Annotated in this window: 21 protein-coding genes and 1 riboswitch; of the genes, 11 read left to right on the forward strand and 10 right to left on the reverse strand. The window is 51.0% G+C overall.

Going from position 1 to position 24,854, the window contains the following annotated elements; genetic code table 11:
- Positions 1-61: 61 nt before the first annotated feature.
- Entirely contained in the window at positions 62-250 is a 189-nt protein-coding gene (locus ACQ4M4_RS02445; RefSeq protein ID WP_430682863.1) for a replication restart DNA helicase PriA, read from the reverse strand.
- A gap of 954 nt (positions 251-1,204) precedes the next feature.
- Between ACQ4M4_RS02445 and ACQ4M4_RS02450 the strand changes: the two genes are divergently transcribed.
- Positions 1,205-1,459, forward strand: coding sequence for a hypothetical protein (locus ACQ4M4_RS02450; RefSeq protein ID WP_430682864.1), 255 nt, complete (start codon positions 1,205-1,207; stop codon positions 1,457-1,459).
- A gap of 286 nt (positions 1,460-1,745) precedes the next feature.
- Here ACQ4M4_RS02450 and thyX read toward each other — a convergent pair whose 3' ends face one another.
- From thyX to ACQ4M4_RS02470, 4 genes are all read right to left on the reverse strand, one after another.
- A complete protein-coding gene (thyX, locus tag ACQ4M4_RS02455) occupies positions 1,746-2,489 on the reverse strand; it encodes an FAD-dependent thymidylate synthase (protein ID WP_430682865.1) in 744 nt (247 codons plus the stop codon).
- A 151-nt stretch (positions 2,490-2,640) separates the two neighbouring features.
- On the reverse strand, positions 2,641-3,435 hold the full coding sequence (gene hypB / locus ACQ4M4_RS02460) for a hydrogenase nickel incorporation protein HypB (protein ID WP_430682866.1): 795 nt from the start codon (positions 3,433-3,435) through the stop codon (positions 2,641-2,643).
- On the reverse strand, positions 3,395-3,796 hold the full coding sequence (gene hypA / locus ACQ4M4_RS02465; protein ID WP_430682867.1) for a hydrogenase maturation nickel metallochaperone HypA: 402 nt from the start codon (positions 3,794-3,796) through the stop codon (positions 3,395-3,397). Before hypA ends, hypB begins: the two co-directional genes overlap by 41 nt.
- 185 nt (positions 3,797-3,981) lie before the next feature.
- Entirely contained in the window at positions 3,982-5,166 is a 1,185-nt protein-coding gene (locus tag ACQ4M4_RS02470) for an agmatinase family protein (RefSeq protein ID WP_430682868.1), read from the reverse strand.
- 88 nt (positions 5,167-5,254) lie between these two features.
- A riboswitch (guanidine-I (ykkC/yxkD leader) is annotated at positions 5,255-5,399 on the reverse strand.
- Between ACQ4M4_RS02470 and ACQ4M4_RS02475 the strand changes: the two genes are divergently transcribed.
- The 5 genes from ACQ4M4_RS02475 to ACQ4M4_RS02495 all read left to right on the forward strand — a co-directional run bounded on the left by ACQ4M4_RS02475 (position 5,396) and on the right by ACQ4M4_RS02495 (position 11,567).
- A complete protein-coding gene (locus tag ACQ4M4_RS02475; RefSeq protein ID WP_430682869.1) occupies positions 5,396-5,758 on the forward strand; it encodes a hypothetical protein in 363 nt (120 codons plus the stop codon). Its footprint overlaps the riboswitch before it by 4 nt.
- A 927-nt stretch (positions 5,759-6,685) precedes the next feature.
- Positions 6,686-7,729: an amino acid ABC transporter substrate-binding protein gene (locus ACQ4M4_RS02480; RefSeq protein ID WP_430682870.1), complete on the forward strand. Its 1,044-nt coding sequence runs from the start codon at positions 6,686-6,688 to the stop codon at positions 7,727-7,729.
- Positions 7,730-7,895: 166 nt separating this feature from the next.
- Entirely contained in the window at positions 7,896-9,086 is a 1,191-nt protein-coding gene (locus tag ACQ4M4_RS02485; RefSeq protein ID WP_430682871.1) for an amino acid ABC transporter permease, read from the forward strand.
- A 71-nt stretch (positions 9,087-9,157) separates the two neighbouring features.
- Positions 9,158-10,372, forward strand: coding sequence for an amino acid ABC transporter permease (locus ACQ4M4_RS02490; RefSeq protein WP_430682872.1), 1,215 nt, complete (start codon positions 9,158-9,160; stop codon positions 10,370-10,372).
- A gap of 415 nt (positions 10,373-10,787) precedes the next feature.
- Positions 10,788-11,567 carry an amino acid ABC transporter ATP-binding protein gene (locus tag ACQ4M4_RS02495; RefSeq protein WP_430682873.1) on the forward strand — a complete coding sequence of 260 codons (780 nt, stop codon included), beginning with the start codon at positions 10,788-10,790 and terminating at the stop codon, positions 11,565-11,567.
- Positions 11,568-11,619: 52 nt separating this feature from the next.
- On the opposite strand, the gene ACQ4M4_RS02500 is transcribed toward ACQ4M4_RS02495, so the two are convergent.
- The 4 genes from ACQ4M4_RS02500 to ACQ4M4_RS02515 form a co-directional block, all read right to left on the reverse strand.
- The gene (locus ACQ4M4_RS02500; RefSeq protein WP_430682874.1) at positions 11,620-12,255 is read right to left on the reverse strand and encodes a flavin prenyltransferase UbiX; all 636 of its coding nucleotides are present in this window, start codon (positions 12,253-12,255) and stop codon (positions 11,620-11,622) included.
- A 240-nt stretch (positions 12,256-12,495) separates the two neighbouring features.
- The gene (locus ACQ4M4_RS02505; RefSeq protein ID WP_430682875.1) at positions 12,496-14,904 is read right to left on the reverse strand and encodes a ribonuclease R family protein; all 2,409 of its coding nucleotides are present in this window, start codon (positions 14,902-14,904) and stop codon (positions 12,496-12,498) included.
- Between the two features lie 676 nt (positions 14,905-15,580).
- Positions 15,581-16,234, reverse strand: a complete 654-nt coding sequence (gene phoU / locus ACQ4M4_RS02510; protein ID WP_430682876.1) for a phosphate signaling complex protein PhoU — start codon at positions 16,232-16,234, stop codon at positions 15,581-15,583.
- Positions 16,235-16,462: 228 nt separating this feature from the next.
- Positions 16,463-16,672, reverse strand: coding sequence for a hypothetical protein (locus tag ACQ4M4_RS02515; protein WP_430682877.1), 210 nt, complete (start codon positions 16,670-16,672; stop codon positions 16,463-16,465).
- Here ACQ4M4_RS02515 and trpD point away from each other — a divergent pair.
- On the forward strand, positions 16,665-17,765 hold the full coding sequence (gene trpD / locus ACQ4M4_RS02520; protein WP_430682878.1) for an anthranilate phosphoribosyltransferase: 1,101 nt from the start codon (positions 16,665-16,667) through the stop codon (positions 17,763-17,765). The two genes, ACQ4M4_RS02515 and trpD, sit on opposite strands and share 8 nt — an antisense overlap.
- Before the next feature lie 237 nt (positions 17,766-18,002).
- Here the strand turns inward: trpD and ACQ4M4_RS02525 are convergent, their stop codons facing one another.
- A complete protein-coding gene (locus ACQ4M4_RS02525) occupies positions 18,003-18,920 on the reverse strand; it encodes a retropepsin-like aspartic protease family protein (protein ID WP_430682879.1) in 918 nt (305 codons plus the stop codon).
- Positions 18,921-19,020: 100 nt separating this feature from the next.
- Between ACQ4M4_RS02525 and carA the strand changes: the two genes are divergently transcribed.
- The 4 genes from carA to ACQ4M4_RS02545 all read left to right on the forward strand — a co-directional run bounded on the left by carA (position 19,021) and on the right by ACQ4M4_RS02545 (position 24,048).
- Positions 19,021-20,178, forward strand: coding sequence for a glutamine-hydrolyzing carbamoyl-phosphate synthase small subunit (carA, locus tag ACQ4M4_RS02530; RefSeq protein ID WP_430682880.1), 1,158 nt, complete (start codon positions 19,021-19,023; stop codon positions 20,176-20,178).
- 118 nt (positions 20,179-20,296) lie between these two features.
- Positions 20,297-21,580: a hypothetical protein gene (locus ACQ4M4_RS02535; protein ID WP_430682881.1), complete on the forward strand. Its 1,284-nt coding sequence runs from the start codon at positions 20,297-20,299 to the stop codon at positions 21,578-21,580.
- A gap of 78 nt (positions 21,581-21,658) precedes the next feature.
- Positions 21,659-22,246 (forward strand): shikimate kinase, encoded by a 588-nt coding sequence (locus ACQ4M4_RS02540; protein ID WP_430682882.1) that lies wholly within the window; start codon positions 21,659-21,661, stop codon positions 22,244-22,246.
- An 809-nt stretch (positions 22,247-23,055) separates the two neighbouring features.
- Positions 23,056-24,048, forward strand: coding sequence for an RNA polymerase sigma factor, RpoD/SigA family (locus ACQ4M4_RS02545; RefSeq protein WP_430682883.1), 993 nt, complete (start codon positions 23,056-23,058; stop codon positions 24,046-24,048).
- The last annotated feature ends 806 nt before the right edge of the window (positions 24,049-24,854 follow it).

The raw sequence follows: 24,854 nt of genomic DNA on the forward strand, positions 1-24,854 counted from the left end.
AAATATGGGGCTGCGCGTCCAAGGTTGCGTTGCGATCGCATCTACCTACTCTTGGGCAAACTTAGCCAACCAGCTGCGATCGCCATGAAATACCAGGAGCATAAGCTTCTACAACCCGTCCTGTTTGGGCACAGGTCACCATCAAGTAGTCGCAAACAGCACATTGGGTTTTTAGATGATTGTGAGCTGTTTGAAAGCGTTCTGCTTTGCTACCACAATTTGGACAATGAACGACCTGTACCACCTGCATACGGGATCCTCGCTAAGTTCTAAAAATATGGACGATTCAGTGCTGCCGCCACCGATCTATAAACTGTCACAAACAAAAGCTTGATATCAACTAACTGAAGGAAGAGATGCTTCACTTCGGTTCGCAATATTCGGCAAACCTGGCGAAGAGTTATGCCGTCAAAAAAGCCAAGCCAAAGATTTTATTCGCTTGCTTGATTATGGCATTGCTATCTTGGGGATCAAGGGAAAAAGTTGTGAAAATTGAGTAAAGCGTGGCCGAAGTTGTGATCCCTAATTTATCTCCTGATACAGAACGCATCATTTCGTTCAAAGCATGAATAACCTTGAGGATGGCGATCGCGCCACACTTTTACTCTTTAAGGATTATTTAATCTTTAGAAATACATTTTGTAATGCTCGCAACAAAAAAATTATCTACCACTCTAGAGAAAAGCAAAGTTTTTATTGATCAACGCTTTCAACTTTTACAGCAACCTGGTCAGGTAACTGCAACGATAGTCAATGCTGACTTTATTAATGAACTGTAATACCCTTTCCAATTTGCGATCGTATTCCCTTTAGTTATCAGCTTTAGCAATTATTTTTTGCAAATATCATTTTTCTTGAATATCAGTTTTATGAAATTGGCAAGCTCATCAGCAATAGATGGTGCCAAGCAAAACAATCATTGCTTAGTCAGGTTTCGCAAAATGTAACAACAACCTTAAGATTGATAGCTCAAAGAAATCTGGCCGAAGTAAAAAACTTTTGCTGATGACGACCTTATTTAGCATGCCCAATCAGGCCAAATTAACTACATTCAGGGAATAAAAGTACATTTGGCATCGTAGGGGTCATCATTCATGGCATCCGCGCCATGGTGCTGATAAGCCAATTTCTGCCGTGTGACAGATCCATTGCTACTGCTCAGTTTCTACAATTACAGAAATAGCGAGTACAGGGAGTAGATCTCATGGCTGCATCAGCACCACTTCGCGGAAGCGAATTAATTGACTGCGCCAGAGCGAACAGTAGTATGGGCATTGACGTTGCCGCCGAGCGCTGTGGCTATGGCAGCGACTTGGCCCGCTTTCAGCAAGAGCTTCAGCAAGCAGGGCAATCCCTCGGTATCGATCTGCAAGACTTTGATGACCTAAAAGCAAACTCAACAAATCAGGGACAAGATGCCGGAGTTGTGATTGCGCCTGATACTCAAACGCAGCTCTAGCCACCAACGCCAATATCAAAATCACAAGGCTTTGAACCATCAGTTAATAGAGGTTCAAAGCCTTGATGATTGATGGCGTTCGACAACTGGATGGAGAACACAGGTTGCGCCACTGGCTCAGCGAGGAGGCTCCACACGACTTGTTCAACTACCAACTCCAGTTCACCCTAGCGATCGCAAAAGGGCTGTCGAAAACTTGTCAGTGCAGAGGCAGTTCATGATCAATGAGAATGGCGATCGCACACCCATGCACCCATAGACGCGCACTTACATGGCCTCACCTGTACTAAGGAGCCAACAACGCTTTCTTCGCCCGATTTTTGAGATACCAGTCGCTAATTTCGGGTAATACATTTTGCACGAGGGGAAAAGCCAAGTCACAAAAAGCCTGAATCTCACCCTGGGCATCTTTTTTCCAGCGTAAGTCCATAATGTGAAAGAAAGAGCGAGCGTTGGTTGACACCACAAAGTGCTGGCGAGTATCAAACGGAATTAAACCACGAGCGTGTTCTTCCGATAAGCCATAGATTTCCACATCTTCTTTATATTGCTTAGCCGCTTCTAAGCAGCGCTGCTTGTGGTGTTCTCGGCGCTCTTGAGTGTATTCGTAGGGGTCACCCTGGCGATCGGCATAGCGGCCAACAGGCCGGAGGTAAAACACGTCATCGACCGATCGCTTGCCATCTGCCACATCTATAATGCGATGGCCAGAATAGCGAAAGCTTTGCACATCAAAGGATACGCCTACTCGATGGGTTCGCAACTGCTGCATCATGGAATGGGGGAAATAGCCCGCCGCAAACACAAAGCCAACATGCTCGATACACCCCCAGTGGCCGCGATTTCCTTCAAGCAACCGCTTAACAACAATCCCACCAGCCTTCTCTTCACTAAGCGAGTCAAGCGTTTGTTCCCATGTATCGGCAATATAGTCTTCTGAGTAGTCTGTGTGCAAGGCTGCATACATCACCCGGTTGGGATTGGGCGTGTAGCTAAGTAAATCGACTTTGAACAGAGGATCGTGAATCATGAGCTGAGGAGGCGCAAAAACAAATCAAGCATCTAACAAATCGGGCATCTAATACTATAGATGCCCGGATCATATCCTCGCATGAGTGAGCGCTCAACCCGATGTGCTTAAGTTGGATTTAGGAATGTACTGAATAAAGGCTCTGAGCCGACTAAGGCGCGATCGCCATTGCAGCCCGCATTGAGGATTGCAGTTGCGATCGCACCCAATCCAGCCATCCTTCCAGCCCTTCGCCAGTCTTGGCAGACACCATAAAAATGGTGACTTTGGAATTCATTTGCCGAACATTGGCTACGAGCTGCTCCAAATCGATATCAACATGGGGTGCCAGGTCGATTTTTGTAATTAGCAAACAATCGGCTTCCCGAAACATGACGGGATACTTAAGCGGCTTGTCCTCTCCTTCCGTCACGCTCAGCAGCGCCACCTTGGCATGTTCTCCCACTTCAAACTCTGCCGGACACACCAAATTCCCCACATTTTCCACCAGCACCAAATCCAGCTGAGACGGATCTCCCTGAAGCTCTAGCTGATGAATGCCACCCGAAACCATACGAGAATCTAAGTGGCACGATCGCCCTGTGTTAATCGCAACCACAGGCACACCCCACTTACGCAACCGATCGGCATCGAGTTCAGTCGTCATATCGCCTTCAATGACGGCAATCTTCATCTCATTGGTCAGGGCTTCTAGCGTGCGCTCCAGCAAAGCGGTTTTGCCAGCCCCCGGACTGCTCATCACATTCAAACAGGTAATTCCCCAGTCGTTAAAGTGAGCCCGATTGTGATCAGCCCCCGCCTGATTGGCATGAAGCAGATTCATTTCCATTACAGCATCGTGAGTTAGGTGCATGGTCAGAAATGGATAAGGGTTAAATGATGAGATACAAAAGATAGTGCGATCGCTACTGGTGTGCTGCAAACGTCGCTTCACCAGCAGATGCATTGTCACACTCCAACTGGCGATACTCAATGCGGTCAATTTTGAGTTCTCGCCCTGAGCGAATATCATCCATGGGTGCGTTGCAAGTCGGGCAAGCATACTGCAAGCCCATGTCGGGTTGATAGTCCTGCTGGCAAGCATGACAAAAGGCAATCAGCGGCGTTTCGCAAATATGGAGTTGGGCTCCATGCAAAAACGTATTCTGCGTTTGCACTTCAAATGCGAACTGAAGACTAGCTGGCTCAACACATGTAAACGCACCAACAATTAAATGTATACGCTGAATTTGGGGACGTTGTGGTTGCGATTCCCACCAATCTCGCACTGTCATGATCAATGCTTTGGTCATATCTGTTTCATGCATTGCTGAATCGCTCAAGAAATGAACATAAAAATGCTATGCCAATGAAGTTAGTTACAGAGTGATGATCAAACGTAATCAAACAAGTAATCACGAATTCTGGCATAGCAGCTCACACAGCCAACCATTCAAACAACAGATTTAGATGATGGATCTGATGACAGATCTTGGAACAGTGTTCAGCAAAACTAAGACCAAGCTTGGTCCACATTCATATTGGCTGCAGCATGAATATAGGCTGGCTTTTCGCGACGGGGCAATTGGCCCGACAATACCATGTGCGCCATCGTGTCACAAATCACACGGGTCGCGAGTAGTGCAGTCATATCGCTGACATCGTACGGTGGCGATACTTCCACAAGCTCTAGGCCACAAATTGGAGCCCGTTGCACAATTTTGCCAAGCAGGGCCAACGCCTCGCGCGGCAACAGGCCACCCGGCTCTGGCCAGCCCGTACCTGGCACAAATCCAGCATCAATGCAGTCGATATCAAAGCTAATCCACACGCAGTCAGTACCATCCAAGGCTCGCTCTAGCGCAAACTCGGCTGCCGCATCAATTCCCATTTCTGTGATGTCGGTTACGGTGAGAATGTTGGTGGCGCGATCGCGGCACACCTTCACCCCCTGACGCGGCACCTGCCATCCACCAATTCCCAACTGCACCAAGTTCTTAGCCGGAGCGTTGGCCATATTCGTTGCATGAAACCAAGGGCACGTGTGCATCCGTTCATCCAGGTCGGTTTCTTGCGTATCCACATGGCGATCAAAGTGGATAATCCCAAGCTTCTTGTCGCCCAAGTGCCGACACACTCCCCGCACAGTTGGAAAACCAATGGAGTGGTCGCCCCCTAGCAAAATCGGAAAGGCTCCCGAACTGAACACATGGGCAACACCCTTTGAAATTTGATCAAAGGATTTTTCATTGTTTGCCGGAATGGTAAAAATGTCGCCCACATCGCACAACGTAATTTGCTCACGCAGATCTACCCCCAACTCAAAGTTATAAGGGGTATATAATGCCGAGATGCGCCGGATTCCCTGCGGGCCAAACCGAGTTCCGGGGCGATAGGTCGTACCACTATCGTGGGGCACACCAACGATCGCCACATCATATTCCCCAACTTTTCGCACATCTTCTAAATAGGGTGCTTTTAGAAAGGTGTTGATGCCTGCGTAGTGAGGCAGTTCGCCTCGGGAAAAAGTTGGAATGGTGCGATCGCGAATACTCTCTGCCGCTTCCAACCCATATTCCAAGCCTTTCGATACTTCCTGCTGCCAACCTGTCAGCGGCAGCTGTTGCTCACGCTCTAGCGCTCGTTGCGCCTCAGGGCCAATGGAGCCTGGAGGCAAAAAGGAAGAAGGATCAACCATAAACCACACACAATAAAGAGCCGTGATATCTCAACTCGCAATACCACTAGCGAGAAAGCCCGAGAGATTGGGTTACACCTGTAACGCCATCTCCCGGGCTTTTATCCCGCCGTGAAACCACAAACCACTCATAACTGAGTTGACATTTGCAGTGAGCTTCTCTCGGACCAGACATTTAGACCAAAAACACGTGTGCGTCAATCGCCCAAACCGGAACCCTAGAAGCAAATTGATTGCTTTTGTTGGCATAACAGTAGCAAGAGGTTCAGAAGCAAAACGTATTGAAAGCTACAGTTTTACAGCAGCTCTTTTGAAGCAACCAGCAAAATTTATCAGGATTTTCAGCCAGCACCTCACAACAGCGATCGCCTCAATCTTGAGCATCAATTCCGATAGCAAAAATCTTTTCATTCTTGAATTTAGGTTTTCATGCAATCAGGTCTATTATTCACCCAAATTCACAACAACTAAATTCGTTCATAGTGGCGAAGCAATCTTTTTCAACTATCAAAATAAAAATCAAAAACCTTCTCTCATCAACTCGAATTTTCCAGTTTTTCGCTCAGCATTTGCCCATTTGGCAAATCATTAAGCAGGAATTTTTCTAAGCCGCAAAGTAAACGTTAGCCACCCAAAAAATATCGCTTGCTTCTATGAATCAGCTAGAAGCAGCGATCGCAATATCGCCCTGCCAGAGCAGCAAGACCTTGAAATACCAAGGTTGAAATTCTTTTAAGAGCCAGCAATAATTTGCCAAGCGTGACTCAAGCAATCTATAAACATCTAGAAGCAGCTATCGATATCCAATCCTTCATAAAATTCATCAACCCTACGAACCCAAACATGGTTCAGCAAGCAGAATCTTATATTAAAAACTCGATCACCTTAGGCCCAAGCGCCACGAAGCTCTAACGCAAAAAACTTTAGCTCATAATGCGATCAACATCGTATCGATACCATTTCTTGATCAAACCAACCCATCAATTTCTCAAAAATTAAAGTAGGGTCATTTTGTCTGCATTAATCCACTCAGTGCCCAACCCAGATTTCTCTTTACAAGTCAAGAAAACATTAAAAAGCTTCATATTCAGCTTTCAAAAGATTTAACATTGTCCCTCACTCTCAGACTTCCACACGATGATTTCGTTTCATTTGATACAAACAGAAAAGCCAAGACGGTAGACTGTTATGAATGTTGAAAGTCATACCTAAGACTAGCCTTGTCTTAGTTTTAGGCTTTTTGTAGTGCTGCGGCACACAGCCTTTCATCTGACTGGCTTGTCGCATAACTTTGTGCAGCTCTAAGAAGACATGCAATAGATTGCCGTATTTTGTATGTATTTATCTACAGCTCAGTTCTTGCTTTAAAGCTGAACTGTCCTATTGAGAAGACTGTCCAATTGGTCAGCTTTTCATGTACCCTTCTGAAACATCTAAGTCCTTCGATTTTGTGTTCACGTCTTCAAGAATGAGTAATCCAGCTATGCGCAAATTGAGTTCACTCCTGCTAGCGGCCACAATGTCCGTAGCTACTTTGACCGCCTGCTCGCCAGGTACAGACACAGCAGGTACAGGGGAGTCGGCAACGACAACCAGTAGCCGCCTCGATACGATCAAGTCGCGTGGCCGCTTGCTTTGTGGCGTAGAAGGCTCGATTCCTGGCTTCAGCTTTGTTGACTCCAGCGGTGTTTACTCTGGGCTCGATGTTGATGTGTGCCGCGCAGTTGCAGCAGCCGTCTTTGGGGAATCTGAAAATATTGACGACAAGATTGAGTACCGCAACCTAGACTCGACCGAGCGCTTTACGGCTTTGGCGGGTGGCGAGGTAGATATGCTGTCGCGCAACACAACGTGGACCAGCAGTCGAGATTCGGCAGGCGGCAATGCTCTTGAGTTTGCCCCCACCACTTTTTATGATGGCCAAGGCATGATGGTGACTGCGGCAAGCGGGGCGCAAGAGCTCACTGATTTAGCTGGTGTATCCATTTGTGTTGAAACGGGCACCACAACAGAACTCAACTTGGCTGACCGCATGCGAGAGCTCAATGTGCAATATACAGAGCTGAAGTTTCAAGATTCTGATGCAACCTATGCTGCTTATGCAGAAGGTCGTTGCGAGGCGGTGACCTCTGACCTATCGCAGCTTGCAGCTCGTCGTACAACGCTACCCAACCCCAGCGACCACGTGTTGCTAGACACTGTGATGTCTAAGGAGCCTCTAGGTCCTGCTACAGTCAACGGGGATTCTGCTTGGTTTGATGTTGTGAAATGGGTAACCTACGGGCTGATTCAAGCCGAAGAGTTTGCCATTACTCAAGAAGGGGTAGATGCCGCCCTGACGAGCGAAAACCCTGAAATTCGTCGCTTCCTAGGTGTGGAAGGCGATTTGGGAACTCAGTTGGGCTTGTCGAACGACTTTATGGTGCATGCGATCAAGGCTGTCGGAAATTACGGCGAAGTGTTTGAGCGCAATGTCGGAACTGAAACGCCTCTTGAGTTGGAGCGTGGCTTGAACTCGCTGTGGACGGAAGGCGGATTGATGTACTCGCCACCGTTCCGTTAATTCAAACAGGCAGGGATGCAGCATGAGTTGTATCCCTGCCTATTTTCTGGGGCTCTATTTTCAATTGATTTTTACAAAGATTTTGGTGGTTTTTCCCATCCGATACAGCCGCTCAACCAGTTGGTTGTGATTTATTTTTTGATGTTTGGCGTCTCTTGGTGTAGGTATGGCTAGACTTGGCGATCGCAACGAAGAGAAAATTCCGCTTTGGCGAGACGAACGCTTTATTAAAATTGCCTTTCAGCTGGCTGTTTTGGCGATCGTTTTGGTCATCGCCTTTGTGTTGTTTAACAACGCACTCACCGCTCTCAGGATACAAGGCAGACAGTTTAACTTCAATTTTTTGCGGAATGAGGCAGGCTTCAACATTGGCGAGAGCATTTTGCCCTACCAACCGCAAGATCGCTACTACTGGGCTTTGATCATTGGCTTGGTCAATACCTTTCGTGTTATTTTAGCGGGCTTTGTTCTGACCACAGTGGTTGGGGTCATTGCTGGAGTTGCAAGTTTTTCAAACAACTGGCTGCTTCGCAAAATCAGCTTGGTTTATGTGGAGCTGATCCGCAACACCCCGCTCCTCCTACAGCTATTTGTTTGGTACTTCGGGGTAATTTTGGCTTTGTCTGGTACTGGCGAAACCGCAACCCAACTGTTGAATGCGATTTACATTAGCAAACGGCAGGGTGGGGGCATTTTCATTCCATGGCCAGCCAGCACGCCCTTAACCTGGATCTCCTTTGGGCTCTTGATTGCATCAGCGATCGCAGCCTTTGTCATCTGGAAATGGCGAATCCGCATCATGGAGGAGCAGGGTGCATCTGGAAAACCTCAGGCGATCGCCCTGGCCATCATTGGCATCGTATCGCTGCTGCTGTTGTTGTTTGGGTTGAACTGGCAAGTTCCACAAGCTTCTGAAGTAGCCGGAGCAGTGACGGGTGGGCTGCGCATGTCGCTAGAGTATGCCGCTGTCCTGTTAGGGCTGGTCTTCTATACCGGAGCCTTCATTGCTGAAATCGTTCGGGCAGGGATTCAATCCGTGTCTAAAGGGCAATGGGAAGCCGGAAAAGCCCTGGGACTTCAGCAAGGTCTGCTAATGCGGCTCGTTGTATTTCCCCAGGCTTTGCGGGTGATTATTCCTTCGCTCAACAGCCAATATATGAACTTAGCCAAAAACTCTAGCTTGGCGCTGGCGATTGGTTACCCCGATGTTTACTCCACAGCCCAAACCACCTTCAACCAAACCGGCCGACCCCTCGAAGTCTTTATCATCATTGCGCTAACTTACTTAATCATTAACCTGATCATTTCAACGGTCATGAATACCCTCAACCAAGCAGTTCAGCTCAAAGAACGGTAGAAGGCTTCTCTCCAAGCGTTCCCTGCAATCTTCTCAATCTCCTGTAATTCACCGTTGCATGTGTCACCACCATGACTACAACGTTTCCTCCAGCCTCCACTCGCCCACCCGCCGCAACCGTTGGCCCTGTTGCGTGGATTCGCAAAAACCTATTCAACAGCTGGTTTAACACGATTCTGACCCTCATCTTGGTGTGGGTTTTGGGGACGGCTGCGGCACGAATGGTCAATTGGGCTACGACTGTCGCTCAATGGGAAGTCATTCCAGCCAATTTTCAGCTCTTTTTTGTCGGGCGCTACCCCGTCAACCAGTTTTGGCGATTGTGGCTTGTTCTAGGGCTTATCGTTGCGTTAGCAGGGCTCACCTGGGGCTTATTGGTTCGGACAGCATCAACTCTGTATGGCCGCAGGGTCCTGATTGGCATTGGTATCGCCGCTTTAATTGCCGTCCTCACTCCAACTCCTGTTGTTCCCTACCGCCTGCTGCTCATTAGCATGGTTGGCATTTTGGTTGCTACCGCATGGTTGGCTTGGAGCTTTGGAACTCGCATTCCGGCTGTGGGGAGTTGGCTAGCGTTGGCTTGGGCGATCGCCTTTCTCGTTGGGCTATGGCTCGTGGCAGGAGGCTTTGGTCTGCGTCCTATTTCAACCAGCAACTGGGGCGGCCTCTTGCTAACCGTATTTGTGGCAGTGTGCAGTATTGCGCTGTGTTTTCCCCTAGGGGTATTGCTGGCGCTGGGACGACAAAGCAGTCTGCCCATTCTGCGATGGCTTTCTATCATTTACATCGAGGTAATTCGAGGCATTCCGCTCATTGCCATCCTGTTTATCGGCCAAAACATGATTCCCTTGTTTTTGCCTCAGGGTTGGCGTCCGGATAACGTGATTCGAGCCATTATGGGACTCACGTTATTCAGTGCAGCGTATTTGGCCGAGAACGTGAGAGGAGGGCTTCAGTCCATTCCCCGTGGTCAAGGCGAAGCAGCTAGCGCCCTCGGCCTCAACCCGCTGCTCACTACCGGGTTAATCGTTCTGCCCCAAGCGCTCAAGGTTTCCATTCCAGCGATCGTTGGACAGTTCATTAGCTTATTTCAAGACACTACGCTGCTCTCGGTTGTAGGCATTGTCGAGCTGTTGGGTATTAGCCGCTCTATTTTGGCCAACCCCAACTTTATTGGTCGCTATTGGGAGGTGTACATCTTTATTGGAGCGATTTACTGGGTCTTTTGCTATGCCATGTCAGTTGCCAGCCGACGCATCGAACGGCAACTCCACACTGGAAATTAACGTTGATTTCTATGGTCTTGATAAGAACGCTGATGGCATGTTTAGAGCGGTCGGACTGGCAGATGGGGTGAAGGAATGCTGGTGATGTTTTTAACAAACCCAACCGCTGAAGTGATGTATTGTAATTTCAGTTTGAAGTTCAACCTTTTCGTGAGTGCCTTGGAGTCTTGATGCTTGAGAGCAGGCTTGCTACCGCTCAAGTGCCCAAATCGTAAAGCAGCAAGCGAAACGCTACATCGTCATGACATAGACATTCATGACATAGATACTTTCAAAAAGGAGTGTCCTTCAAACACGAGAGTGGCAAGACTTTGACTCGCCACATACATGGATATCGAGAACGGGATGCGGTCGTTGGGTTTAATGATTGGGTCAATCAGCGCTTAGTGGTTTTGTTTGCGGAGAAATTTTGGAAATGACACAGTTTCAAACCGACACGGCTCAGGCCAATCATAATGGGGTAGAACCCATGATTATTGCCGAGAATGTAGAAAAATGGTATGACAACAACTTTCACGTGTTGCGGGGGGTTAGCCTTACCGTCAATAAGGGTGAAGTGTTGGTTGTTATGGGGCCGTCTGGTTCTGGAAAGTCAACCTTCATCCGCACGTTCAATGCGCTGGAGTCTTATCAGAAGGGTTCTATCACCGTCGATGGGATTCACCTCAGCCACGATCTAAAAAATATTGACACCATCCGCCGAGAGGTTGGTATGGTGTTTCAGCAGTTCAACCTGTTCCCTCATCTGTCGGTGCTGCAAAATGTGATGCTGGCTCCCATTTGGGTGCGGCGCTGGCCTAAGGCTAAGGCCGAAGAAGTCGCCCTGCAACTGTTAGAGCGGGTTGGCATTTTGGAACAAGCCAAGAAGTTTCCAGGTCAGCTGTCTGGTGGGCAACAGCAACGGGTGGCGATCGCCCGTGCCCTGGCGATGCAGCCCAAAATTATGCTGTTTGATGAGCCCACCTCTGCCCTAGACCCCGAAATGGTACGGGAGGTGCTAGACGTGATGCGAACCTTAGCCCAATCGGGCATGACCATGGTTTGCGTTACCCATGAAGTGGGCTTTGCTCGGGAAGTGGCCGATCGCGTTGTGCTGATGGCCGATGGGCTGTTGGTGGAAGAAGCTACGCCCGAAGAGTTCTTCAATAACCCCAAAGAGGATCGCACTCAAAAGTTTCTGTCGCAAATTCTTTAGCGATCGCACCCCAGAAATTATGATGCTCGCAGTCCGAGCTGAGGGTGTCTCTTTAGAGTTCTTCTGTTGAGCCGCTCCAGCGGTGCAGCGGAACGCAATCAATCTCAAATTGGTCGAGCGATCGCGCAATCACAAAATCCACGAGATCTTCAATAGAGCGAGGCTGATGGTACCAAGCTGGGATTGCTGGCACAATACGTGCTCCAGCCTCAGCCAGCGTCGTCAGGTTGCGCAAGTGAATCAGGCTAAAGGGCGTTTCGCGTGGCACAAGCACGAGCTTGCGGCCCTCTTTGAGTTGAACGTCCGCTGCACGCTCCAACAAATCCGAGCTGAGACCGTTGGCCAACTTGCCAACCGTACTCATGCTACAGGGAATGATGATCATCCCCAACGTACGAAATGAGCCGCTAGCGATCGTTGCACCTACATTTCCCCAAGCATGGCATCGCAGTTTGCCGCCCGTTTCCACACGAGCCTGCTGTCGCCAAAATTGCTCTTGCTGTATCGGATCAACAGGCATCCGCATCTGATGCTCTGCCTGCCACACCATAAATGCCGCTTTCGACGCAACCACGTCAACGGTGTAACCCGCCTCTAGCAAAAACTTGAGCGTGCGCACAGCATAAATCAGCCCTGAGGCTCCAGTAATGCCCACAATCAGCGGTCGGTCTTGGGAATGAGATTGCACAATATTGCCTTGCGATCGCCTGATAATCACCCAAAGTTACGCAGCCTGTTTGCAATCCTGGAGAGCCCAGGTATATGCAAAATGAGAAGCCTACCGACCTCACCCAGCCCGCGTTTCAGCCTATCACTGCACGGCTCTGCCCTAGGGCAAACAGACTAATGATGAACTACGAAGGTATCCACCATTAGTCTGTCTTCATCTGTCACAGACCATGAGCAGCACTAGCGCCGAAAACAGCCTCTATTCATCATAGGCATTCGGACGATGTCCATTTTCGTCGCCAGCTTCGGCATCAACCTCACCCGGTACAAAATCATCATCATCATCGGTCGCTTCGCTACCACCCCCGACAGCTACGAGATCAATCTGCTGGCGATAGTAGTCCACGCTCTTAACCTGCACTTCAACGCGATCGCCCAGGCGGAACTGCTTGCGGTTTTTGCGGCCCACCAGCTTTTGCTGGCGCGAGCGATATTCGTACCAGTCATCCTTGAGCGAACTCACATGCACCAGGCCTTCAACCAGCAGCTCTTCAATCTCCACAAAAAAGCCATAGGACTGCACGCCAGTAATAATGCCGTGGAACACCTCACCCGTTCGAGCCTGCATGAACTCGGCCTTCTTCAGCCCTTCCAGGTCATCTTCAGCCTCTTGTGCCAATTTTTCGCGTTCGGTTAAATGCGTGACAACGCTGTCGAAATACTCCTCCAGCTCTGCATGCATTTCGGTCGGCAGCACATTCCAGCCAACCGCACCGTGCGAAGCACTACTGCGCAGTTCGACCCGTTCTTTAGACCGAGTAGTGCGGCGATCGCGCCCATGTTCAAACAGGGCATGTAGCACGCGATGCATCAGCAGATCGGGATAGCGGCGCAGCGGCGAGGAAAAGTGAGTATAGCCCTGGTCTAACGCCAACCCAAAGTGAGCACCAGGAGTGGTGCTGTACACTGCAGGCTTCAAAGTTTCCAGCAGCAGATACGTTAACACCCGCTCCGACTGCGACTCAGCAAAGGACTGGGTGAGATGCTGATAATCTCGAGGATGCACCTCATCCTCTTGCTCGGGCTGATAGTCAATTCCCATATTGGCGACCAGCTTGACCAGTTCTTGCATATCGCTCGGATCGGGCGAGCGGTGCAATCGATAAATGGCGGGCAGTTGCAACGCCATCAAATGCTCGGCAACGAGCTGATTGGCCAACAGCATCAGCTCCGTCACAATCGCTCGCGCGGGCAGCAGCGACGACACCACCATCGCCCCTAATTCGCCCTCATCATCGTATTGGAATTTGTTTGAAAGAAACTTGCCTAGTTCTGGGTTGTGCTCTTCTGGAAAGATACTTTCCGGCAGGTTCAAGTCGAAGGCACCCCGACGTTGCCGCTGAGTCCGTACCGCTTGAGTTACGCTGTACAGCTGATCCACCAGCTCAAACACAGGCGACAGTTCAGAAAGCGTGTCCAGTGGAGGCAGGGGATAGGGCGACTCGGCCAACGTATCGGGCTGATGCCGCTGCAAAACCGCCTGGGCCTGCTGGTAATCTAGATGGTGATCAACCTGAATCACACTAGGTTCAATCTCGTAGAACAAGACTTCGCCTTCCGAGGTGAGCGTTACCAGCACCGAGATGGCTAGACGGTCTTCTCCAGGCAGCAGCGAGCAAATGCGGTGCACCTGCTCTGGCAGCATGGGAATCACCACTTCACCCAAAAAGATAGACGTGCTGCGCTTCTGGGCTTCAACATCAATTGGCGATCGCGCAGGCACATAGTACGAGACATCCGCGATATGAATCCCTAACCGCCACTCACCATCATCTAGCGGCTCTAGGCTAAGGGCATCGTCAATAGCAGAGCTGTGGGGGTGCGGTGGGCCATCAATGGTAATGGTCGGCACATCCCGCAAATCGAGCCGCTTCTTGAGATCGGTTTTTCGTAGCTTGGCCGGTAGAGCCTTGGCGGCTTCCACTACGGCATCGGGGAAGTGGCGCGGCAAATCGTGCTTACAGCACACAATATCAATGTCCGATGCAGCTTGGGCATCGCTTCCCAAAATTTGGGCCACGCGCCCTAGGGGCAAATGCTGACCCAAAGGATAGCGCACAATTTCCACATGCACGAGTTGGTCAAGCGCTTCATTGAGGGGAGGATCTTCACTAGGTGCCAGCTGAAGTTCAAACAAGAGGCGATCATCCAACGGCACAGCACGAAACTCATGCTCTTCGGTTTCCTTCACCCGGGCTAAAACGGAGTTGTTGGCCCGCTCCAAAATGAGGCGCACTTCCCCTTCGGGGCTCCGCCGCCGACTGCCTTCTTTGGTGACTCGCACCAACACTCGATCGCCATTCCAGGCCGTGTTGAGCTGGCTTTCGCGGATGTAGATATCTTCCGAACCTTCCACATCTTGAATGGCAAAACAAAAGCCCTTACTGGAGCAGCGCAGCTTTCCTTCTACCACATCATCTTCAAACACCCGACGATATTTGCCCCGCTCCTTTACCAACAAGCCGATGCGTTCCAACGCATCCAGGGCAATTTGCAATCGCTTTAGATTATCGTCGTCTTCGCAGTTCAGCTTTTTCTCAAGTGCTTTGGGGGCAACGAGTTTGTCATCTGGAAAGTTTGCCAGCAGCGTTGCAATTGAAAAGTTCATGCAGCGAGTGTTCCCTTAGTAATGATCGGAGGAGTCCGACTCTCACCTGCGATGCGCCTCTCTGTGCGCAGTGCGATCGCCAGATCATTCCCGAGCTGTGCGTGCTGCATGGTTGAGTTGGCAAATTCATCCGAGAGAACGTGCCAGACTCCGTGACTTCCTTAGGTTGACTCTCACTTTTCCAGGGAGCTGTTCGGCCTGCGACGCGAACCAAACCTTCCCCCAAAGCTCATGCTGTCTCTACCACGGTATGTATCAGAGCGATCGCATTTGCCAGCTTAAACCACCAAGTCAGCCACACCACCTCACGCATTTTGCTTGAGCCAGAGAATGAAATAACTAAGTGCATTGCGCCTGTCACAACACAACAGATTCACAACGCAACAAGTTCATCAGAGCCGGTAGCAACAACCTGTGAGCTGTTTAGCCGTGTTCAATCTACAAACATAATGCTTTTTTTAGCTTATGCATTACTATTTGCAAATTTCCCACCCTATTTATAGTTTCCTACTGTATGTAAAAATGTCAAATTTTACAGGATAAATTGGTTTTTGGAGGGGTTCCCTGAAAAAAATTCTCCGGCGTCACAGCGGGAATCCACCCCGAACATTGGCTGAGCCAACGTGAACCGCATCGCCCTGATTTTTCCCATTCCCACAGCGCAACCAGGCGATCGCTAGCGTTTCCCCGTCACAATATAGGCCACCCGCTTGCCAATATTGGTTGCATGATCCGCCATGCGCTCTAGATAGCGAATCGCTAACACCATGAGCACAATGGGTTCAATCGGCCCCTGCACATTAGTTTGCTGTGCTAGCAAGTTATAGACCTCTTCGTAATCGGTATCAACTGCGTCGTCTCGAATTTTGACATCGAGCCCAGATTCCGCATCCAAATCGGCCAACGCTGCCAGGCTCATTGCCAACATGGCGCGGCACCGATCCGACATAATTTGGATGCGAGCCATGCAGGGATGAGGAGGATAGGGAAAGAGCTTAATCGCGACCTCGCCTAAATCTTGCGCGTAATCGCCAATGCGCTCGATATCGCGCACCAGCTGCATGATGGCGCTCAGCAATCGCAAGTCACGGGTTACCGGAGCCTGCAACGCCATTAGGTTGACGCACTCCATCTCGATCTGCCGATAGAGTTGATCGACCTGCTTGTCTTGAATGGCAATTTGCTTTGCGGCCTCTAGATCTCGATCAAAAAGGGCTCGACGGGCTAATAAAAAAGAATTTTCAACGAGAGCACCCATGCGCAACACATCACGCTGCACGCTTCTCAGCTGCCGTTCAAAGTGGATGCGGGTAGTTTTAGAAACGTCCAAGGCTTGTTTTCTCAACAATTAAGATTTGATGAGGTTTCTGACCAATTCAGAAGATATGTATTCAACACAGTATAACGAGCAATTTCCTGGAAACAGGTTAAGGCACCTTCCTGAAAACCGTAAGGTTTGGCTATTACGCTGGCTGGGTTAAGGGCGATCGCGTGATGCAACGCCTGATTTGCCGCAGCTAACCATCCATCCGTACTCAAATTTCAGCCCAGGTGGGTTCTAAAATTCTGTCTTTAGGCTGACTGGCAGCGGGTTATTTGCTGGACTCGATCGCAACAATCGCCCGACCAGTTGGTTTAGAAACTCGCCCGCATGGCTAGCGCGCGATCGCCCTTTAATACGATACTCATGGAAATTCTTGGTGCTGGTTCCTGGTTCCAATCGGCGTATTTTTTGAATAGGATTTTTTTGCAGAATGGCTATGAGCACAACTCCTTCCACCTCTTTGGCCGCTTCGGATGTGGCAACGACCCGTGATTGGTCGGCATTGCTGCAACAGCTTATTGATGGACAATCGCTTGATGCCCAACAGGCCGCCGAGTTGATGCAGGGGTGGCTCTCGGAGGCGATCGCCCCGGAAATGTCAGGAGCCATTTTGGCCGCATTGCAAGCCAAGGGAGTGTCTGCCGAAGAGTTGGCGGGCATGGCTCAGGTTTTGCAATCCCAATCGCTGGGCAGTACCTTGGATGTAGGCGCGTTGCCCAGCCCACGCATCGATACCTGCGGCACCGGAGGCGATGGCGCATCCACCTTTAATATTTCGACCTGTGTGGCTTTTGTTGCGGCGGCGGCGGGCATTGCCGTAGCCAAACATGGCAATCGCTCTGCCTCCAGCAAAGTGGGCTCGGCAGATGTACTAGAAGCATTGGGAATTCACCTCACCGCGCCAACCGAACAGGTCTATGCGGCATTACCCGAAGTTGGCATTACGTTTCTGTTTGCGCCGGGTTGGCATCCAGCCATGAAAGCCGTTGGGCCGATTCGTCGCAGCCTCAAGGTGCGCACCGTGTTTAACCTGTTGGGGCCGCTGGTCAACCCGCTAAGCCCCACAGGACAGGTGATTGGCGTGTTTAACCCCGCGCTGGTCGATACGATGGGTGAGGCGTTGCGTCTACTGGGGCGCGATGAGGCGATGGTGATCCACGGGTTGGAAAAGCTAGACGAGGCAGGTTTGGCCGATGGCACGGTGATGTCGGTGGTGTCGAATGGAACGGTGCGATCGCACACCATCCATCCCGAAGCGCTAGGGCTAACGTCAGCCCCCACCGCAGCTCTACGCGGCGGCGAAGTAGCCGAAAACGTGGAGATTTTGAAGGCCGTGCTGCAAGGTGGCGGCACCCAGGCTCAGCAAGATGCCGTTGCCCTCAATGCGGCATTGGCACTCATCGTCGGCAACCTGATTCCTCCCCAGGCAGATCTAGAAGGGAGCATTCGCCAAGGCATTGACCAAGCTCGCGACATCCTCAAGAATGGAGCCGCTTGGGACAAAGTGGAAGCCCTTGCAGCCTTTTTGAAAAGCTAGATTTTGAGAACAGGCTTTGAAAAGCTAGCTTCCAAAACCTAAGTTTCCGCCACTCGCCTGAATAGACCTTCTGCCCACATGGTGTTTTGAAGCATGAGTCCTTGCACGGCGGTGCCGCGCAAGGACTCATGCAGGAGATCTCATGACCATGAAGCATCGCTCAGCGCTGACATGCGACGCTTCATGCCTCTGGCACGTTCAAACGTCATTGTGCAGGAGAGTTGGTAAACAGCGGGTTTAGGAACGGGGCTGAAACACCACTTCGTTTTGCCGAATGGTGACATCAAAGTTGCCAAAAAAGTCGTGCCCCAACAAGCCAATGGTGAGTTCTGGGCCAGCGATCGCCACAAGTACATTGCGAGCCACCATTCCCCCCGCTTCCATGGTATCGACATAGCCCAAAGGCACGGAAATATTGCGAGCGCTGGCGGTGTCAACACTGGCTTGCCCCACAGGAACCACCCCCAGAGCTGAAGCCATTTCCTGGGTGACTAAGGTACCACTAGCTCCCGTATCCACAATCATGTCGAACTGTTGATTGCCGTTGAAAGTAACGGTAATGACTGGAGTACCCGAGGCCCGTCGCACAATGGGCACCCGAAACCCCAAAGCAGAACCCATCGGTTGAGCAGCCACGGCCACCGATGGTGCCGGAGCCATCTGCACCGCTGGAGCTGGAGCCGGGGGGGCGATCGCACGCTGGGTGGGCACCGTTAACACCACCGACGGATCGGGAGCTTGGCGGCTGGCCTGTTGTTGGGCGATCGCCAAATTTCTCTGATATTCCTTCAGCTTGGTCTGAGCTTTGGCATAATCCGCATTAGACGATGGGATCGTCCGTAGCACATCAATAGCCTGACGCCAGCGATTCACCACCAGTCGCCAGTCATCCTGTGACTGCGCCACCTGGCCCAACCCAGACGCATCTGCGCCCCTCTCCAGGGCCGTCAAATACGGATTGGGAGCAGGCGGAGCCGACACCACTGCATCGGAAACCACGGTTGGAGCTGAAACACTGGCCTCAACCGTTGCCGAGGGCACAGCTGAGGGCTCTACATTGGAGGATGATGGGACAGAAGTACAGGCCGTAGCAACTGCCGCCACCGTTCCCAACAGCAGCGCCGCTAAACCAGGGTGGTGACAGGGCTTATCCATCTTGAATTCATTGGGAAGAGTCTTACTATAATTCCCAATCCCCATTAAAGTATTATCGCTAGCAAATTCTACATTCCATCGAGACTTATTGAGGATAGTCATGACCCCTTCTTCTGCTCAGCCGGCTCTGCTTGTTTTGGCGGATGGCACCGCTTACCGAGGTTGGTCATTTGGTGCGTTGGGCACGGCCATTGGTGAAGTGGTGTTTAACACGGGCATGACAGGCTACCAGGAAGTGCTCACCGATCCTAGCTATCGCGGGCAAATTGTGACCTTTACGTATCCTGAGTTGGGCAATACAGGAGTAAACCCCAACGATGAAGAATCGGAGCGGCCTCAGGTGATGGGAGCGATCGCCCGCAACATTTGCGAACGGCCCAGCAACTGGCGCTCCACCCAATCTCTGCCCGACTACCTTAAGCAGCACAACATTCCTGGCATCTACGGCATCGATACGCGGGCGCTCACCCGCAAAATTCGCTCTACTGGAGCTATGAACGGAGCCATTTCCACCGACATTCTGGATCCGGCAGAACTGCTGATGAGAGTTCAAGCTGCGCCCAGCATGGCCGGATTGAATCTGGTCAAAGACGTGACCACCCGCAGCATTTACGAATGGTCGGAACCGACTGACCATATTTGGGAATTTAGCCCAGGTGCCAGCACCAACGGCAAGCCGCTCACGGTGGTAGCAGTAGACTTTGGAGTGAAGCGCAACATTTTGCGGCGGTTAGCCAGCTACGGTTGCCGCGTGGTTGTGGTTCCTGCCAATACGCCGCCCGAAACCATTTTGAGCTACGATCCCGACGGCATTTTTCTGTCCAATGGGCCTGGCGATCCCTCTGCCGTGACCGAAGGCATCGAAACCGTAAAATCCTTGCTGGGTGCCCAAAAGCCCATGTTTGGCATTTGCATGGGGCATCAAATTTTGGGTCTGTCGCTGGGCGGGGAAAGCTTTAAGCTCAAGTTTGGCCATCGCGGCCTGAATCAGCCCTGTGGCCTCAAGCAAAAGATTGAGATTACCAGCCAAAACCACGGATTTGCGATCGCCGCTGAGTCCTTGCCCGAAGCCGATGTCGAAATTACCCACCTCAACCTGAACGATCGCACCGTTGCGGGATTGCGGCACAAGACATTGCCCATGTTCTCAGTGCAGTATCACCCCGAAGCCAGCCCCGGCCCTCACGATGCCGATTATTTGTTTGAACAGTTTGTGAAAACCATGCGGAAACATCGGGCAGAGAGCGCTCCCCGCTAGATTCTTGCTGGGCCGTTCTTCCCTTAGCTTTCGCCCAACGTGGCCGATGCCACGGCACAGGAGTTGATACACTACAGGTCTACGGCTTCTCTTTGCGAAATGTGGAGGCGTGTGCCTGATGAGACTGCTACTGCTGCTTGCCGCCCTGGTGGTGCTGGCGATTGTAATGCTGCAAAACAGTTCACCTGCGATCGCGCTGGTGTTCTTTGGGGTGACGACTCCGGCGCTGCCGTTGGCCCTGTGGGTCATTGGAGCGATCGCCGCTGGAGCCATCACCACCATCGTGCTGGCGGCATTGATGGGCCTGTCCACCCGAGTCACCGTCTCGCGATCGCGTCGCAGTCGGGGCCGTCGCCTGGGTGAGCGGGCTCAAGGGCCGTCGGGCGCTCCCTGGAATCCACCCGACTGGACCCGAGTGGATGAGTCGGCAAAGCCAGAACCGCGCGATCGCAAACGAGCCAGCCAATCTTCCAGTCGCGATGACTGGGATCAACCCATGGTGGACGATTGGGATGAATGGGCATCGGGCACTTCGGCTGCGCGTTCTCACTCATCCGCCCCCTTTCCAGATGCAGCCCCAATCCCAGATGCCCCATCGCGCGATCGCACGGCACGCCCTTGGGCCGAAGAGACGTACGAGTCTGCGGCCTATGCCGAAGCCCCCTCTTATCAAGACAAAGAAATTTGGGATGAGTGGGCCGAAGAGGAAGAACTGATTGATGTGGACTACGAAGTCACCCCATCCCAAGCAGCCTCTAGCAAACCCTCAGCCTCCCGATCCCAGCCTTCTCGCCCACCCGCTGAGCCCGAAGCGCCACCGCGCAAAATTGTCGAAATTCAGCGGCAGCCCGAATCGAAATCCTCAACAGGTACGATTTACTCCTTTAGCTACCGCCGCGACCCCCTCAGCAAAGACGACACCAATCCTCCTCCGCGATCGCCCAGCCCGCCACCCAGTTCGGCAGAGTCCGCCACTTCGCCAAATGGTTCCCCCAGCGCTGATTCTCTCAATCGCCCAGCACGTGACTCGGCAAAACCAACCTCTAAAATAGAGGAAGAGCCCATTCGGGTCATCATTCCACCCTATAACCAGGTACCCAGCTCAACCACTGCTCAACCCCAGGAGACCCCAAGCGATCGCGACGACGATATCTTTTCTGCCACCGATCTATTGGATGAAATGCCCTTTGAGCCATCCGTCGCATCGAACAATGTCGCATCGAACAATGTCGCATCGAACAATCTGGACATGCTGACAGATGAGACCAGCGACCCATCGCCGTTTCAATTTGACGATAGGTTTGAGGAGCCAGAGGTTTGGGATGACTGGGAAGAGGATGACTCAACCGATGAGGCAACCCCACACAACTCGCCCAAAGACAACCCGCCCTTACGGTTTTAGGGAATCTTGAGGCTAAGCCATCCTTCAGGCTCAAAACCTCTGTTTGATATTCAACATAATGCAGATTTCAATTTTGGTATGACGAACGAGCAAGCCACTCCAGCGATCGCCAACTCTCTTAAGGGTGTGAATGTATACCTAGTGGGACTCATGGGATCGGGCAAAACCACAATTGGGAAGGTACTCGCCAAAAAGCTGAACTATCGCTTTATTGACACCGATGCCATGGTGGAACTGGTGGCGCAGCGTTCGATCGCTGAACTGTTTGCCACCGAAGGCGAAGCGGCATTCCGCCAGCTCGAAACTCAGGTTTTGGCAGAACTGTCGGCCTATCCTCGCAGTGCGATCGCCACAGGTGGGGGCATTGTGCTCAGCCGAGACAACTGGAGCTATCTGCATCATGGGCTGGTGGTTTGGCTAGATGTGCCTATCGACTCGCTATACCGACGTTTGCAAAACGATACCAAACGCCCACTACTCCAACACGATAATCCCAAACAGCGCCTACAGGACTTGCTCGATGAGCGGCGATCGCTTTACGCCCAGGCCGATGTTCGGGTATTGCTGCAAGGGGATGAACCTCCAAGCCAAGTGGGCGATCGCGTCTTGGAAGAAATTCAAAAAGTTCTAAAACCAGAACTCAACGCGGCATCCGAACATAATTAATCTCCCACCGCACCTCACTGAGCAGCCAAACTCAACCCCGTCCGCTTCAGTTCGGAAATTACATCGTGGAACCCGAACCATGCTTATGGGTCAACTCTCCATAATCAGATCAGCAGCAAATTAAGTCGTCTGATGGCATTGAACAGAGTTGGATATGTTGGTTGACGTTTTGTGTCGTCTCTCGCTAGCCGCGATCGCTCGATTGCCCCTTCGCCCATCAGGGAATCGGTAAGGGAATCGGAAAATCCGTGTCAAGCAAGGCTTTTGACAGGGAAACAGGCGATTGCAACAGCGCAGCATCCGAGAGACGGCACTTCTTTTTGTGAGGTAAAGCCCACCATGAGTTCGTTACTTTTTGATGAGATTCCAAACAAAATCGGAAGATTGAAAATCATCTGCTAAGATCACCCTTCTGGATGAATCCCCCACCTTTACTGAAGATTAATCTTGTATTACTATCATTAGTAGAGCAAACTCATAACGACTTCGGGTTTTCAAGATTCATCTATCCACACCATGGCCTGATTGCCGTATTCGAGTTTTGGGATTTGCTCCGTAAGCCTTCGATGTTTTATCTCCCGTCATCGAGTTTCCATACACCCCTCGCTAAACAGCATGGTTTAGGTTTCGCAGTGTTGGCATTTCTACCCCTTTAGGTTTTTGTATCGCTACAGTTCATTCTCCGAATCTCATTCTTTTCTTAGTCTTTGCTATTGCAGTGTTTCCTTCGCTTTTAGCTATGAGCAGAAGGATCGCTTGTCTATTCCCTGTTCGATCAAGTTTCTTTTCAATGGAGTCATCACGCAACCATGGCAACTGCAAACACCGCCAAAACCACCGCTAAAACTGCCAAGCCGCTATTCACGGTAGACATGGTGCGCACCTATCTGCACGAGATTGGTCGTGTTCCTCTGTTGACTCATGAACAAGAAATTGTTTACGGCAAGCAAGTGCAGCAAATGATGAATGTGCTGGATTTGAGCGAGCGCCTTGCTGCCAAGTTAGACCGTGAGCCAACCGACGCCGAGTTGATGGAAGAAGCCAAGTTAACCGAGGCCGAATTCAACAAGATCATGCGCGATGGCAAGCGGGCTAAGCAAAAAATGATCGAGGCGAACCTGCGTCTTGTGGTGGCGATCGCCAAAAAGTACCAGAAGCGTAATCTTGAGTTTCTAGATTTGATTCAGGAAGGTACGCTGGGCTTGGAGCGTGGTGTTGAAAAGTTTGATCCCACGCGGGGTTACAAATTCTCTACCTATGCGTACTGGTGGATTCGTCAGGCCATCACGCGGGCGATCGCCCAGCAGGCTCGAACCATCCGCCTACCCATCCACATAACCGAAAAACTGAACAAAATCAAGAAAATTCAGCGTGAGCTAGCTCAAAACTTGGGTCGCAGCCCTAGCCCTGCCGAAATTGCCGAAGCGCTAGAGCTAGAGCCCGCCGAAATTCGAGACTTCTTGTTGATGGCACGTCAGCCTGTATCGCTCGACCTTAAAGTAGGCGACAACCAAGATACTGAGCTGCAAGATCTACTGGAAGATGAAACCGCATCCCCCGAAAACTACACCGTCCATGAATCGCTCCGGCAGGATATTCAGGGCATGCTGGCGGAGTTGACTCCTCAGCAACGCGAAGTGCTAGTTTTGCGCTTTGGGCTTGAAGATGGCAACGAACTCTCGCTTGCCAAGGTGGGGCAACGCATGAATATTAGCCGAGAGCGGGTACGCCAGCTTGAGCGTCAAGCGCTGGATCATCTTCGCCGCCGTAAGGCAAATGTGAAGGGCTATCTGGCGAGCTAGTAGATTCTCTGCCATGGGAGTTGCGTGTTTGCAATCATTCGCAACCTAACTCCGCAGCACACGTTCAGATAACCCCATCCTCCTAGATCAAACTCGTGCAAATCCCACAGGGTTCGCACGAGTTTTTTTGGATGATCTGGTACTGAGGGTTCTGCGGAGACTATTGAGCGATCGCCTCGCCAGCCATAGACCAATCCAGATCCACGATTCCACCACAATCTTGGACTTCTTCTATCGCAATCGCCATCTCAATTCAAGGAGTCAGTTTTAGGGGCAACAAGGCCGACCTCGAAGCTATCGCTGTCTTCACTCTGTTGGCGACAGCCCTAATATGAACGATCCTCCCAAAGCACGGCGATGAATCGCTTTTGATGCAGCCGATTGCTTTGCAGATGGAAAGGTGGATCGGCTTAATGCCCGACAGAACGTGATCCCAAGCGTTCTGAGTTACATTCTTCACTCCATCATTCATCGTATCCAACATCAATCCAAGATGAATCCGACATCAATTCGTAAATAATTCTTACGGCATTGTTGCATTCACCCCATTTTGAGTAGACAAAAAGGCTGTTGATGCCCTTGTAAGTTGCACACAGCCTTGAGTTGATGTTCGGCTGACTCCGCATTAATACGGAAAGCGTAACGATTTGCTGACAATTGCCGAGCCAGTTAAAGAACTGTCCCTTCTTTCGATAGAAGACACCAGCTCTGTGGCTGAATAGAGTAGAGATAACGATGTGAAGAAGCTGCTGAGTAAATACTTTGTTTCTTTTATAAGTTACTTAGTTTTTTTACTTACTCTGACG

The sequence above is a fragment of the Leptolyngbya sp. AN02str genome (assembly GCF_050565595.1).
Taxonomy (GTDB): domain Bacteria; phylum Cyanobacteriota; class Cyanobacteriia; order Elainellales; family Elainellaceae; genus Kaiparowitsia.

Bases quoted from the DNA above. Each gene is read 5' to 3' on its own strand.
- ACQ4M4_RS02540 (WP_430682882.1), top strand. From the start codon at position 21,659: ATGACGAACGAGCAAGCCACTCCAGCGATCGCCAACTCTCTTAAGGGT.
- carA (WP_430682880.1), top strand. From the start codon at position 19,021: ATGACCCCTTCTTCTGCTCAGCCGGCTCTGCTTGTTTTGGCGGATGGC.
- ACQ4M4_RS02535 (WP_430682881.1), top strand. From the start codon at position 20,297: ATGAGACTGCTACTGCTGCTTGCCGCCCTGGTGGTGCTGGCGATTGTA.
- ACQ4M4_RS02480 (WP_430682870.1), top strand. From the start codon at position 6,686: ATGTCCGTAGCTACTTTGACCGCCTGCTCGCCAGGTACAGACACAGCA.
- thyX (WP_430682865.1), bottom strand. From the start codon at position 2,489: ATGATTCACGATCCTCTGTTCAAAGTCGATTTACTTAGCTACACGCCC.
- ACQ4M4_RS02450 (WP_430682864.1), top strand. From the start codon at position 1,205: ATGGCTGCATCAGCACCACTTCGCGGAAGCGAATTAATTGACTGCGCC.
- hypB (WP_430682866.1), bottom strand. From the start codon at position 3,435: ATGCATCTGCTGGTGAAGCGACGTTTGCAGCACACCAGTAGCGATCGC.
- ACQ4M4_RS02485 (WP_430682871.1), top strand. From the start codon at position 7,896: ATGGCTAGACTTGGCGATCGCAACGAAGAGAAAATTCCGCTTTGGCGA.
- ACQ4M4_RS02470 (WP_430682868.1), bottom strand. From the start codon at position 5,166: ATGGTTGATCCTTCTTCCTTTTTGCCTCCAGGCTCCATTGGCCCTGAG.
- ACQ4M4_RS02505 (WP_430682875.1), bottom strand. From the start codon at position 14,904: ATGAACTTTTCAATTGCAACGCTGCTGGCAAACTTTCCAGATGACAAA.
- ACQ4M4_RS02545 (WP_430682883.1), top strand. From the start codon at position 23,056: ATGGCAACTGCAAACACCGCCAAAACCACCGCTAAAACTGCCAAGCCG.
- ACQ4M4_RS02490 (WP_430682872.1), top strand. From the start codon at position 9,158: ATGACTACAACGTTTCCTCCAGCCTCCACTCGCCCACCCGCCGCAACC.
- trpD (WP_430682878.1), top strand. From the start codon at position 16,665: ATGAGCACAACTCCTTCCACCTCTTTGGCCGCTTCGGATGTGGCAACG.
- ACQ4M4_RS02495 (WP_430682873.1), top strand. From the start codon at position 10,788: ATGACACAGTTTCAAACCGACACGGCTCAGGCCAATCATAATGGGGTA.
- ACQ4M4_RS02525 (WP_430682879.1), bottom strand. From the start codon at position 18,920: ATGGATAAGCCCTGTCACCACCCTGGTTTAGCGGCGCTGCTGTTGGGA.
- ACQ4M4_RS02445 (WP_430682863.1), bottom strand. From the start codon at position 250: ATGCAGGTGGTACAGGTCGTTCATTGTCCAAATTGTGGTAGCAAAGCA.
- hypA (WP_430682867.1), bottom strand. From the start codon at position 3,796: ATGCATGAAACAGATATGACCAAAGCATTGATCATGACAGTGCGAGAT.